At 74.0% G+C, this 12,777-nt stretch carries 9 protein-coding genes and 2 riboswitches; of the genes, 4 read left to right on the top strand and 5 right to left on the bottom strand.

The features are described from left to right. Nucleotides 1-4: 4 nt before the first annotated feature. Together ABT354_RS00935 and ABT354_RS00930 are read right to left on the bottom strand one after the other, a co-directional pair. Nucleotides 5-973, bottom strand: a complete 969-nt coding sequence (locus ABT354_RS00935) for a hypothetical protein (RefSeq protein ID WP_351487118.1) — start codon at nucleotides 971-973, stop codon at nucleotides 5-7. Further along, nucleotides 970-3,783: a prenyltransferase/squalene oxidase repeat-containing protein gene (locus tag ABT354_RS00930; protein ID WP_351487115.1), complete on the bottom strand. Its 2,814-nt coding sequence runs from the start codon at nucleotides 3,781-3,783 to the stop codon at nucleotides 970-972. The genes ABT354_RS00935 and ABT354_RS00930 overlap by 4 nt, the downstream gene beginning before the upstream one ends. A 125-nt stretch (nucleotides 3,784-3,908) precedes the next feature. Further along, nucleotides 3,909-4,029, bottom strand: a riboswitch (cobalamin riboswitch). Nucleotides 4,030-4,100: 71 nt separating this feature from the next. Continuing rightward, a riboswitch (cobalamin riboswitch) is annotated at nucleotides 4,101-4,198 on the top strand. A 123-nt stretch (nucleotides 4,199-4,321) separates the two neighbouring features. Here ABT354_RS00930 and ABT354_RS00925 point away from each other — a divergent pair. Further along, the gene (locus ABT354_RS00925; RefSeq protein ID WP_351487113.1) at nucleotides 4,322-5,734 is read left to right on the top strand and encodes a hypothetical protein; all 1,413 of its coding nucleotides are present in this window, start codon (nucleotides 4,322-4,324) and stop codon (nucleotides 5,732-5,734) included. 121 nt (nucleotides 5,735-5,855) lie between these two features. Continuing rightward, entirely contained in the window at nucleotides 5,856-6,326 is a 471-nt protein-coding gene (locus ABT354_RS00920; RefSeq protein ID WP_351487109.1) for a GNAT family N-acetyltransferase, read from the top strand. Nucleotides 6,327-6,360: 34 nt separating this feature from the next. Here the strand turns inward: ABT354_RS00920 and ABT354_RS00915 are convergent, their stop codons facing one another. Then, the gene (locus ABT354_RS00915) at nucleotides 6,361-7,761 is read right to left on the bottom strand and encodes a sensor histidine kinase (RefSeq protein WP_351487106.1); all 1,401 of its coding nucleotides are present in this window, start codon (nucleotides 7,759-7,761) and stop codon (nucleotides 6,361-6,363) included. Then, nucleotides 7,758-8,414, bottom strand: coding sequence for a response regulator transcription factor (locus ABT354_RS00910; protein ID WP_351487103.1), 657 nt, complete (start codon nucleotides 8,412-8,414; stop codon nucleotides 7,758-7,760). The genes ABT354_RS00915 and ABT354_RS00910 overlap by 4 nt, the downstream gene beginning before the upstream one ends. Nucleotides 8,415-8,631: 217 nt before the next feature. Between ABT354_RS00910 and ABT354_RS00905 the strand changes: the two genes are divergently transcribed. Then, nucleotides 8,632-9,717: a DUF3152 domain-containing protein gene (locus ABT354_RS00905; protein ID WP_351487100.1), complete on the top strand. Its 1,086-nt coding sequence runs from the start codon at nucleotides 8,632-8,634 to the stop codon at nucleotides 9,715-9,717. Nucleotides 9,718-9,746: 29 nt separating this feature from the next. On the opposite strand, the gene ABT354_RS00900 is transcribed toward ABT354_RS00905, so the two are convergent. Continuing rightward, nucleotides 9,747-11,297 carry a long-chain-fatty-acid--CoA ligase gene (locus tag ABT354_RS00900; protein ID WP_351487098.1) on the bottom strand — a complete coding sequence of 517 codons (1,551 nt, stop codon included), beginning with the start codon at nucleotides 11,295-11,297 and terminating at the stop codon, nucleotides 9,747-9,749. 243 nt (nucleotides 11,298-11,540) lie between these two features. On the opposite strand from ABT354_RS00900, the gene hemA reads away from it, so the two are divergent. After that, nucleotides 11,541-12,749 carry a 5-aminolevulinate synthase gene (hemA, locus tag ABT354_RS00895; protein ID WP_351487096.1) on the top strand — a complete coding sequence of 403 codons (1,209 nt, stop codon included), beginning with the start codon at nucleotides 11,541-11,543 and terminating at the stop codon, nucleotides 12,747-12,749. Nucleotides 12,750-12,777: the final 28 nt, after the last annotated feature.

The raw sequence follows: 12,777 nt of genomic DNA, 5'->3' as shown, positions 1-12,777 counted from the left end.
CGGGTCACCCGGCGCGGCGGCGGCGCCGGGCGGTGTACACGGCTCCGCCGCCGATGAGCGCCACCAGGGCGGCGGTGATCAGGGCGGGCAGCGCGGAGCCGGTGTCGTTGTCGGTGTCGGCGGCGGGGGGCGCGTCGGCCACCCGGGCCGCACCGCCGGGCGCGGCGACGGCGGCGTCCTCGGGGGCGGCCGTCGCCGCGGGGGCGGCGGTCGCGGTCGCGGTACGGCTCGGTGACGGGGTGGCGGAATCGGCGGCGGAGGCCCGGGGGGCGGGACCGGATGCCCGGGGCGCGGGGCGGCTGCCGTCCTGGGACGGGGTGGCGGAGCGGGCCGGGGGCGCGGGCCGGCCGGTGGTCGGCGCGGGCGCGGCGGTCGTCGGCCGGGGGCGAGGCCGGTCGGTGGACCCGCCGCCGCTGGGGCGGGTGTTGTGGGCGCGCAGCTGGTCGGGGGTGACGGTGGGCCGGCCCCGTACGCCCTCGACATCGGTGGCACCGAAGATCCACAGGTCGACGCTGCCGGGTTGGGGCCGGTAGCTCATGGCGCCGAGCCGGCTGTACTCCCAGGTGTCCTCGCCGGGGCCGGCGTGCCAGTAGGACCAGTAGGCGGTGGCGGGCGGGGTGAGGACGCAGTCCTCGTCCCGGGGCGTGGGGTACTGCTTGCCGTTCCGGAAGCCGCTGTAGCCGATGCGGCAGATGAAGGCGGGGCCGTCGTGTCCGGTGCCGGTGGTGCGCCAGCCGCCCTGGTTGAGGAGTTCGTACCCGGTGGTGGGGGTGGTGCCGCAGGACCGCATGATGGGCCCGCCCCAGCGGCTGAGGTCCACGGCGAGCACCACCCCGGAGGAGGTGGTGCACCGGCCGATGGGCTGCGGCGCGGCGGTGGCGGCGGTACCGGTCTGCGCGGTGAGCGCGACGGCCAGCGCGAACGCCGCGACGACGCGCCCGAGCAGCCATGGACGACCCGTGCGGGTGCTCATCGGGGGCTCCTGGTGCGGCGGTTGCGGTAGGCGACCGCGGTGGTCAGTGCGGCGCCGAGGGCGGCGAGGGCGCCGGCGGTGAGGAGGAGGGAGCGGGCGGGTGAGCCGGTCCGGGCGAGGGGGCCGCCGGGGGTGTCTCCCGTACCACTGCCGTCCGCGCCACCGTCGCTGCCGGGGCCGCTTCCGGGGCCGTCGTTCTCCCCCGGCGTGACGATCTCGGGACCGGGACCGGGACCAGGACCGGGACCAGGACCAGGGCCGGGACCCGGGTCGGGGTCGGGGTCGGGGTCGGGTCCGCCGGGCGGGCGGGGGGTCGTACCGGCGAGGCTGCGGCTGAGCCGGGCGAAGGAGACACCGGTCGCGCCCCCCACGGCCTGGGTGGAGGCGCGCAGATCGGAGCCCCGCTGCCCCTCCTTGGCGACATTGAAGCCCCCGTCGGCGTTCTGCTGGCCCGCCAGGAAGCCGAGGGCCCGGGCGATCCGGTCCCGGTGCCGCTCGCGGTCGAGGGAGAGCGCCTGGACCGCGAGGGCGGTCGAGTTGACCGAGGTGCCGGCGGCGCCGGGGAAGCCGCCGCCGGTCAGCTGGCGGGAGGCGATCCAGTCGACGGCCCTCCGGACGGCGCCCCGGGCGCGCGGGCCCTCGGCGAGCTCCAGGGCCATGGCGGCGACGGCGGTGGAGTCCACGTCCTCGTCGCCCGTGGACGGGATCAGGCTGGGCCAGGCGCCGGACGGGCGCTGGAGGTCCAGGAGATAGCCGACGGGTTCGGCGGCGGCCGTGGTCTCCCCGGCGCGCAGCTGGGCGATGACCCCGAGGGACTGGCCGAAGACGGCCCGGGTCCAGGTGTAGGCGCCCCGGGCGGCACAGCTGCGGTCCCCGCCGGTGCTCGGTGCCGGGCAGACCGCCTCGTCCAGGGCGGCGATCAGGTCCCGGCCGCCGAAGTCGCGCGGGTCACGGTCCACGGTCTGGGCGAGCAGCGCCGCCTTGCCGAGCTGTCCGCCCAGCGGGCGTTCGGCCCCGGCGCCGGTCCAGTCGTGGAGGGTGCGTCCGGTGCCGTCCTCGCCGCCGTGGTCGAGGAAGTCCACGATGGTCCGCAGATCGTCGCGGCGCTGCCCGGTCGCGGCGAGGGCGAAGGCGCCGTCGACGGTCAGCCCGAAGTCGGCCCGGGTGGTGGGTCCGGTGCCGTAGTAGCGGCCCTGCCGCAGTCGGCTGCGGTCGGTGAGATAGGCGGAGCCCTTCGTGAGGTCGGGCTTCCGGCCGGTGGGCCTGCCCGGCGGCTGGGGGGCGGGGGGCTTGTGGGCGGTCAGCTCCGCCAGGCTGGTGCGGGCGGTGCCGAGCACGGCGGGGACGGTGGCGGCGATGAACGCGTCGGTCGCGCCCTCCTCGAAGCCGAAGCCGCCGTTGGGAAGCTGCTGCCGGGCGAGCCAGGAGACCGCGGCGCGGGCGCGCAGGCCCTGCCCGGTGGCGTACAGGGCCTGGGCCGCGTATCCGGTGGCGTGGACCAGGCCGTTGGTCATGCCGAGGGCGGCGAAGGAGCCGTCCTGGCGCTGGCTCTTCTTGAGGTGGCCCACCGCGCGGGCGACGGCCTCGGTGTGACCGCCCGCCGCGCGGAGCGCCAGGGTGGCGGCTCCGGTGGTGGCCTCGTCGGCGTTGCAACTGCCCCCGGCGGGGGTGAGGGTGGTGTTGAAGCCGCCGTCGCGGCACTGGACGGCGGTGAGCCGGGCGAGGGTGTCGGCGGGCGGGCGGCGGCCGTCGCGGACCAGCGCGAGCACGGCGAGGGCCTGGACCTCGGTCTGTCGGGCGCCCCGGAAGTCGCCCGCGGCGGTGCAGCCGGGCCCGGACCCGGTGCACCGGTGCCGGATCAGATCGCCGGGGAGGTCGTGTCCCCCGAAGTCGGCGGCGTCGGCACCGGTGATCTCGGCGAGCAGCGCGAGCCGGGCGGCGGCCCGGGGGTCGGGCGCGGCGGCCACGCCGTTCGGATAGGCGAACGGGCCTGCGTGGCGGCGCAGATGGGCCGTGAGCCGTTCGAGGACGGGGCCGTATCCACCGGTCGCGGCGAGCGCGAAGGCGGTGTCGGCGGTACGGAGCCGGTCGGGCTCGGTGGTGCCGTCGTGGACCACATGGTCCCGGCCCTGGAGGTTGCCGGTGAGCCAGCTCTCGGCCTTCTTCAACTCGGCGCGGGCGACCGGCGGGTCGGGGACGGGGGTCTCACCGGGTCCGCCGTCGCCGCCCCGGATCTCATCGGGGGTGAAGTCGGGCCGTCCCTTGCCACCGGCGACATCGGTGCCGCCGAAGACCCAGGCGTCGACATCGCCGGGCCTGAGTTCCCGGGTCATGGCGCCGTAGCGGCTGTAGGTCCAGTCGTCGTCGCCCCGGGAGGCGACCCAGTAGGACCAGTAGGCGTCGGGGGTGGGGGTGAGGAGGCAGTCCTCGTCCTGGGGGGTGGGGTACTGGGTGCCGGAGTTCACGGCGGGATGGCCGATACGGCAGAGGAACCCGGCGCCGTCGTGCTGGGTGCCGGTGGTGCGGAAGCCGGTGTCCCGCAGCAGCTCGTAGCCGGTGGTCGGGGTGGTGTCGCAGCCGACGCGGACCGGTCCGCCGAAGACCCCGAAGTCGACGGCGACCCTGGCGCCCCGGGTGGGGGTGCACTCCTCGGCGGCGGTCGCCCCGGGGGGAGCGGACCGGGGCGCGGCGGTGGCGGGCACGGCTCCGGCGGCGGTCGCCAGCAGTGCGGCCATCAGCAGGGAGAGCAGGGTTCGCGCGGGGGCGGTGGCCGCCGCCCGACGGTACGCACGCCGCTGTCCGGTATCCACCCGTGGCCCCCCGTATCGGCCGGGTGGAGACAGGCGTGGCAGCAGGCCACCCGGGCGATGCGCCTCCGGGCGGCCATGATGGACCACGCCGCAGTCCACGACGGCGCTCTTCGTTCCGTTCTCTCTCCGCTCCAGGCAGTCCGGCTCGCCCGCTCGCACGGGCCCACGGTTGCGGGTCAGCGCCGGATTTCGACCGGCTTCCCCTGGTGTGGAGTGTTCTCAACAGCCGGATTGGAACACGGTGTTGAGCGGGGCGTCAAGGCACCCGTCGCCGGGCCTCCCCCGTTCCCGATGCTGGCGGTGATCGCCCAGGTCAGGTAGCGTCCTTCGCTGTCCATGGGGGAATCCGGTGGGAATCCGGGGCTGACGCGCAGCGGTGTGGGACGGCGGGGAGCCGTCCCGAGCCCGAATGCCCATGCGGCAGGCACATCCGTACAGGAAGCCGTACCACGCGTTCCGGACGGCGGACTCCGCGCTCCCCCGTACCGGCACCTGGGCGGGGCGCTGTGGCCGGCGTCCCTCATCCCAGGAGCAGGCCATGTCACGTCCCTCCGTCCGCAGACTCGCCCTGGCCCTTCCGGCGGCCGTCGGCGCGCTCGCGCTGCTGGCGCCGAACGCCACCGCCACCTCCACACCCGCCCAGATCGCCACCTCCACCACCAACGGTGTCGCCTACCTCAAGACCCTTCAGGCGGCGGACGGTTCGTACGCGGGCCCGGGGCTCTCCGGCGAGTGGGCCTTCAGCGCCTTCGCCGCCGCGGGCACCGCCGTCGCCGATGTGGCGCCCGGGGGCGACACCACGAAGAACGCCCGTACCGTCTACCGCAATCTGCTCTCCTCCGCGGGCTGGCCCGCCTCCCCCACCCCGCCGGTCACCGAGTTCGAGCGGGCCACCCTCAACGCGTACGCGGCGGGCATCGACCCGGCCCGGGTGTCGGCCTCGCGCAATCTGATCGCGCACATCTACAGCTACTGGCAGACCGCCGAGACCGGCTACTTCGGCCCCTCGGCCTCGTACAACGGCACGGTCTTCGCCGCGCTGGCGCTCGCCGGGGCGCGGACCCAGACCGGTGCGCAGCGGGTGCCCGCCGCGGTGCTGAACCGCGCGGTGACCCGGATCCGGGCCAATCAGCACAACGACGGCGGGTGGAACTACAGCAAGGCCGAGGGCAATCCGGCCCAGCTGGCGGCCCCCAGTGACATCGATATGACGGGGGCGTCGATGGCGGCGCTCTGCGCGGCGGGGGTGCCGAACACCGACCCGGACGTGGTGGCGGCGCGGACCTTCCTCAGTGACAAGCTGCTGGAGCCGTCGGGTGCCTTCGACGCGATGTACGGGCCCAACTCCAGCTCCAACGGCTGGGCGGTGTCGGGGCTGAACGCCTGTGGCATCAACCCGCAGACCGGCCCCTTCCTCACCGGGATGAACAAGACGCCCATCGACTATCTGATCGGGCTCCAGTTCTCGCCGGCCGGGGGCTTCCGCTACCAGGCGGGGGACGCCTCCCCCTCCTCGTACTCCTCGATCGACGCGCTGCGCGCGGTGGCGGGCGGGGGCTTCACCTCGGCGCCTCCGCAGCCGGTGACGGCGGGTCAGCCCAGGTGGGTGGCGCAGGGGTCGTTCACGGCGGGCACGGCGACCCGGCTGGCGCTGAGCGTGGACACCGGTACGGGCGCCCCGAAGGTGTGCTCGGTCTCCTTCACGCCCACCGGGTCGACCACCACCCTGGGGACGGTGCTGGACGCGGCGGGCGGCGGGGCGACCCCGGCGGGCTGTGTCACGGGTCTGCTGCCGGCCTCCGGATCGGGGACGGTCACCTCGGTGAACGGGGTGGCCAACAGCGGTACGAGCACCTGGAAGGTGAGTGTCGACGGCTCCGCGCTCGCGGGTGCCGCCCGTAACAAGGTGATCGGGGTCGGGGACACCATCGCCCTGCGTTACGGCGTCTGACCTCGGGCGGGAGCACGGCCGGGCCTGATCGGGCCCGACCGGGCCCGTCGGCAGGGGCGTCGGCGGGCCCGTCGGTGGCGGCGTAACCTGCCGGAAATATGCCTCCGGCACCCTTTCCGGTATGACGATCCAGTCCGGTGGGAAAATTGAGGAAGTGTCCTGGGAGGACCCCGAGGCCGCCGCGCTGCGTGAGCGCCAGCGGTCGGAGATAGCGGAGGTCTACGGGTCACCGGAGAGCGAGCCGAGGCCCGCCCCCTCCGCCTCGGACAGCGCGGCGTTCTTCGTCGTACGGGACGCGGACGGCACCGCGGTCGGCTGCGGCGGGCTGCGTGACCTGGGCGGCGGGGCGGGCGAGATCAAGCGGATGTATGTCAGCCCCGGCCACCGGGGCTCGGGGGTCGCCGCCCTGGTGCTGAGCACCCTGGAGGAGCGGGCCCGGCTGCTGGGGTGGAGCAGGCTGCGGGTGGAGACCGGCAGCCTGCTCACCGCCGCCATCCGCTGCTACACCCGGTCCGGCTATGTCCGGATACCCAACTACGGCCCCTATGCCGGCGCGGAGGACTCCCGCTGCTTCGAGCTGGCCCTCGACTGAGAGCCCGGGGGACGGCCGGGGGCGGCGGGCCGGCTCAGCCGCCGCCCGGGGGCAGGGTCGCGGTGACCTCCAGCCCTCCCCCGGGCCTCGGCACGGCGGTGGCGTCCCCGTCATGGGTACGGGCCACCGCGCGGACGATCGACAGGCCGAGCCCGCTCCCCCGGGCCGAACCGACCCGGTCGGTGAGCCGCCGGAACGGTTCGAAGAGGACCGGGATCTCATGGCGGGAGATGACCGCCCCGGTGTTGGCGACGGTGATGGAGGAGCCGGAAGGCCCGGCTCCGGTCTCCACCCGGATCGTTCCCCCGGGCCGGTTGTACTTCACGGCGTTGTCCACCAGATTGCGCACCAGCTGCTCCAGCAGGACCGGATCGCCCACCGCCGGGGCCGTGCGCAGCTCGGTCGTCACGGTCAGCCCCGCCTCCTCGGCGCCCTCCCGGGTGGCGGCGAGGACCGCTCCGGAGATCTGCGCCAGATCGACCGGGAACCGCTCGGCGACCGAACTCTCCGCACGGGCCAGCGTCAGCAGGGCGTCGATCAGCCGCTCATGGCGCTCATTGACGGCGAGCAGGTTCTCACCGAGCCGCTGGACCTCGGGGGGTGCCCCGGTCCGGGCGACGGCGACCTCCACCAGGGTGCGCCCGACCGCGAGCGGGGTCTTCAGCTCATGGGCGGCGTTGGCGATGAAGCGGTCCTGTCCGGCGAACGCCTCGTCCAGGCGGTCCAGCATGCTGTCGAAGGAGTCGGCGAGCCGTTTGACCTCACCGGGCGGCCCGTCGAGGTCGATACGGCGGTGCAGGGTGCGGCCCGCGATCCGTTCGGCGGTGGAGGTGATGCGGTTGAGCGGGCGCAGCAGCCGCCCGGCGACCAGCCAGCCCAGGGTGGTGGCGACGACACCGACACCGAGGACGGTGAGCCCGCCCTTCATGATCAGGTTCTCCCGCATGGAGGCGAGGACGACCTCGCGGGTGGGCCCGTCGATGTACTGGCTGTCGCCCGGGACCTCCCGCCACTGCTCGGGGTCGGCCCCGGAGAAGGGGTCGGTCCCGGAGGCGGGGTCGGTCCCGGAGAAGGGGTCGGGGACGCTCCCGGAGGCAGCGGCGGGGTCGGGGGCGGCGGAGGACTCCTGGTCCGCGGGGGCCGAGGGCCGTTCGCCCGGCTCGCCCGGGGCACTCGGGGCACCCGGGGCACCCGGGGCACCCGGGGCGGTGGAGGTCGGCGCGGGCATCCCGGTCGGGACGGTGACCGGCTCCGGGCCGGGGAGGACCGAGGTGGTGGCGGACATCGGGAACGGCAGCTTCAGCGTGTACTCCATGCTGTTGCCGACCAGGATCACGGCACCGCCGAAGACGGCGGCCCCCGCGACGAAGAAGAGCAGTCCGAAGACGGCGGTGAGCCGGACCCTGAGGCCGCCGCCGAGCGCGCGCGGGTTCATCGGATGCGGTAGCCCACACCGGTCAGGGTCTCGATGACCGGGTCGTCGCCGAGTTTGCGCCGCAGGGAGCGCATGGTGACCCGGACGACCGTGGTGAAGGGGTCGACATTCTCGTCCCAGGCCCGCTCCAGCAGCTCCTCGGCGGAGACGGGCGCGCCCTCGGCCCGCAGCAGCTCCTCCAGGACGGCGAACTCCTTGCGGGAGAGGGGGATGTAGCGGCCGTCCCGGGTGGTCTGCCGCAGATGGGGGTCGAGCCGGATGCCGGACCGTTCGAGGACGGGCGGGACGGCGGGCCGGGAGCGGCGGCCGAGGGCCCGGATCCGGGCGACCAGCTCGGCGAAGGCGAAGGGCTTGGTGAGATAGTCGTCGGCGCCGAGGCCGAGGCCCGCCACCCGCTCGGCGACGGTGGTGGAGACGGTGAGCATCAGGACCCGGGTATCGGCATCGGAGGCGACGGTCCGGCGGCAGACCTCGTCACCGTGGACCCGGGGCAGGTCGCGGTCGAGGACCATCACGTCGTACGTGTGCACCGCGAGCCGTTCCAGGGCGGCGGCGCCGTCGTGGACGACATCGACCGCGAGCCCCTCCTGGCGCAGGCCCTCGGCCATCGCCTCGGCCATCATCTCCTCGTCCTCGACCACGAGCACCCGCATGCGTCTGTTCCGTTCCCGAAGTACCGCTGACCCACCCGCGCCGACCCACCCGCGCTGACCTGCGGACCAGTATCCCTGTCCGATGTGAGATCCCGGTGAGTGGGTTTGCTCACCGTGGCCCCACGCGCGATGGCGTGGACTGTGATCATCCCCGGCCGGTCTCCCCCGATCCGGCCGGGGACCGACCTCCCCTCCCCGCACGAAGGCTGGACCCGCCATGTGCCCCACCCGGCTCACCGAGACTCCGGACCCCGACGGCCCCGACGGCTTCGGCGGCTCCGACGGCCCGGGCGGCTCTGAGGGCTCCGGGTCCTCCGGCGGCCCGGGGAGCGCAGCCGCCCGGCCCCGGTCCCGGCACCGCCGGGTGGACCGCCGCCGGCGCCGCTCCCCCGCCCGCCGGCTGGTGCCGGCCCTGGCGGTGCTGCTCGGCGCGGGCGCCCTGCTGGGGTCCGCCTGGGCGGTGGTGTCGCAGAAGCCTCCCGCGCCCCGGACGGCCCCGGCGCCGGAGGCTCCCGTGGACCGGTCGGCGGATCCGGGCCGTGCCTCACGCTCCGACGACGGACCCGGCCGGGAGCGGGCGGCCACCCCGGAGAAGAAGAAGGAGAAGAAGAAGGAGAAGGAAGAGGACCGGGCGCACGAACCGGCACCGCAGAAGGCGGCCACCGGCCCGGACGATCGGGAGCGGCGCTCCCAGCGCACCTCCGAGCGCAGCTCCGAGCGGCGTTCCGGCACCTATCAGGAGAACGGGCCGGGGACCTATACCTGGGCCCGGGGCGGTGGCGAGCGGGCCGGCGACCGGGGGCGGCTGATCCGGTACGGGGTGAAGCTGGAGGACGGCACCGGTCTGACGGCGGACGCGGTCGCCGAGGAGATCGACGGGATCCTGCGGGACCCACGCGGCTGGACCCGGCAGGGCGCGGCGTCCTTCCAGCGGGTCGCCTCACCCCCGTACGACATGGTGGTGCATGTGGTGTCCCCCGGGACCACGGACAAGCTGTGCGGTCAGTGGGGTCTGGAAACCCGGGGACAGGTGAACTGTGCCAGCGCCCCCGATCTGATCGTCAATGTGCGCCGCTGGGTGGAGCTGAGCGACCAGTACCCGAACCGGCCGCACGACTACCACGCACTGATCATCAACCATGAGGTCGGGCATGTCCTCGGGCACGGACACCAGGGCTGCCCCGGTGCGGGGCGGCCCGCACCGGCGATGATGCAGCAGATCAAGGGAGTCAGGGGGTGCCGGGCCAACCCCTGGGTGTACGAGGCGGACGGCACCCGGATCGACGGACCCCCGGCGCCCTGACCCCCCGCTCCGGCTCCGGGGTGCGGGGATCAGCCGCCGAAGCGGGCCGCCAGCTCCCGTTTGAGGACCTTGCCGCTCGGCCCCAGCGGCAGCTCCGTCAGGAACTCCACCCGGCGCGGGTACTTGTAGGCGGCAATCCGGTCGCGGGTCCAGGCGATGATGCCGGCGGCGAGCGCCGCGTCCGCGACCGCCCCCGGGCGGGGCACGATCACCGCGCACACCTCCTGCCCGTTCCGCTCGTCGGGGAGGCCGACGACCGCGGCCTGGGCGACGGCGGGATGGCGGACCAGGACCTCCTCGATCTCCCGGGGGTAGACGTTGTAACCGCCCCTGATCACCATGTCCTTGGTGCGGTCCACGACGGTGAGCACCCCGTCGGCGTCCTTGGTGCCGAGGTCCCCGGTGCGGAACCAGCCGTCCACGATGACCTCGGCGGTGGCCGAGGGGTTGTTGAGGTACCCCGCCATCACATTGTGGCCGCGTACCACGATCTCCCCGGTCTCCCCCGGGGGCAGCAGCACGATCCGGTCCCCCACGGCGGCGTCGGCGATCTCCGCCTCCACCCCGGGGATGGGCCGGCCGACGGTGCCGGGACGGCAGGGCCAGGGGTGCTGGTTGAAGGTGACGACCGGGGAGGTCTCGGTGAGCCCGTACCCCTCGAAGACCGGACAGCCGAAGGCCCGGGTGACCTCTTCGAGGACCCGGACCGGCAGGGCCGCGCCGCCGGAGTAGGCGCGCTGGAGCGGGGGCCGGTCCGGGGAGCGCCCGGCGGCCTCCAGCAGCCCGATGAACATGGTGGGCACGCCCATGACGACGGTGCACTCCTCGGCGGTCATCAGGGCCAGCGCGCGGTCCGCGTCGAAGCGTTCCATCAGGACCAGGGTGGCCCCCGCGCGGAAGCAGGTGCCCATCCCGCAGACCTGGCCGAAGGTGTGGAAGAGCGGCAGACAGCCCAGCAGGACGTCCTCGGGGCGCATGGCGAACGGGGCGAGCACGGTGGTGCCCACATTCATCGCCAGATTGAGCTGGGTGATCATCGCCCCCTTGGGGTGGCCGGTGGTCCCGGAGGTGTAGAGGACCAGGGCGATGTCGTCGGGGGCCCGGGGCACCACCCCTTCGACGGGGACGGCGTCGGCGGCGCGGGCGTCGAGCGCCTCCGGAGCGGGCACCCCGGAGGGAGCGGGGCCGCCGACGGTGAGCAGCGCGGTCCCCGCCGCGTGCGCGGCGCGGGCGCCCTCGGTGACCAGGGTCGCGTCGCAGATCAGGACCGCCGCGCCGGAGTCCTTGAGCACATAGGTGATCTCGTCGGCCTTCAGCAGGGCGTTGACCGGGACCACGGTCGCGCCGAGGGCGAGGGCCCCGTAGTACGCGCGGGGGAAGTGGGGGGTGTTGGAGAGCAGCAGGGCCACCCGGTCCCCCGGGCCGATGCCCCGGTCGCGCAGGACGGCGGCATAGCGGCGGGCGGACCGCCACAGCTCCTGGTAGGTGATCCGCTCGGCCCCGGCGATCAGCGCCGGATGGTCGGGGCGGCGGGCGGCGGTGTCCGCGAGGACGGTGGCGGCGGACAGGGTGGCGTTCATCGCACACTCCGGGCGATCGGGCCCCGCCGGAACGGGACCGGAATGATCAATTCTCCATGACCAGGTGTTACGGGGATTGACCGGTGGGAACCGAGGTAACCATTGCTTTCCGTGTGACCGACGGGATTCGGGGAGATCAGCCGAGATCCGGGGGAACGGGAGATCGGCTCTGTGCAGAATCCGCCGGGCATTCTACGATGAGCCGCGGCGGATCGGGAAGCGACTAGAGAGCGAGCCTGGATCATGTCCCAGTACATGGACTTCTTCGCACGACTTGCGCGTGAATCCGCGGACCGGAAAAGGGAGTTCCTGGAACTCGGCCGTATCGCCGGCCGCTTTCCTGCGGCCACCACGGCGGAGAATGGCGAGATCGCCGTCTGGTGCAGCAATGACTATCTCGGTATGGGACAGCATCCGCGTGTTCTGGAGGAGATGCACCGGGCCGTCGACAAATACGGTGCCGGTTCGGGCGGTTCCCGGAACATCGGTGGAACCCATCACCATCATGTCCTTCTGGAGAGGGAACTGGCGGACCTCCACGGAAAGGAGGAGGCCCTGCTGTTCACCTCCGGATACTCTGCCAATGAGGGCTCCCTTTCCGTGCTCGCGGGCCGGATCGACGACTGCGCCGTCTTCTCCGATCAGGAGAATCACGCCTCCATCATCGACGGCCTGCGGCACAGCGGGGCCCATAAGCACATCTTCCGGCACAATGACTGCGCCCATCTGGAGGAGCTGCTGGCGGCGGCCGACCCGGACGCCCCGAAGCTGATCGTCACCGAGTCCGTCCACTCGATGGGGGGCGATATCGCGCCACTCGCCGGGATAGCGGACCTCGCCAAGCGGTACGGCGCGCTGACCTTCCTGGACGAGGTGCACGCGGTGGGGATGTACGGCCCCGAGGGCGCGGGCATCGCCGCACGTGAGGGCCTGGCCTCCTCGTACACCGTGATCATGGGGACGCTGGCCAAGGGGTTCGGGATGACGGGCGGCTATGTCGCCGGTCCCGCCGTGCTGATCGACGCGATCCGGGCGCACGCCCGGTCCTTTGTCTTCACCACCGCGCTTCCGCCGTCGGTCGCGGCGGGCGCGCTGGCGGCCGTCCGGCATCTGCGCGGCTCCGAGGACGAGCGCCGCCGGCTGACCCGTAACGCCCAGCTGCTCCACGCCCTGCTGCGGGAGCGGTCCATCCCCTTCCTCTCGGACCACTCCCATATCGTCTCCGTGCTGGTGGCGGACGACCGGCGGGCCAAGGGGATGTCCCGGCTGCTGCTGGAGCGGTACGGGATCTATGTGCAGGCGGTCAACGCGCCGAGTGTGCGGGCCGGGGAGGAGATCCTGCGGATCGCGCCGTCGGCGGTGCACCGGCCGGAGGAGGTACGGGCGTTCGCCGCCGCGCTGGAGAGCGTCTGGACCGAGCTGGACGGCCCCCGGACCACCGCCGCCGAGTGAACGCGGCCGGGCCGGGCGCACACCGCCC

Origin of the sequence: Streptomyces sp. NPDC000594 (assembly GCF_040299965.1) — a bacterium.
GTDB lineage: Bacteria > Actinomycetota > Actinomycetes > Streptomycetales > Streptomycetaceae > Streptomyces.
The sequence above is the reverse complement of the archived record's forward strand: the minus strand, read 5'-3'. Positions and strand labels throughout refer to the sequence as shown.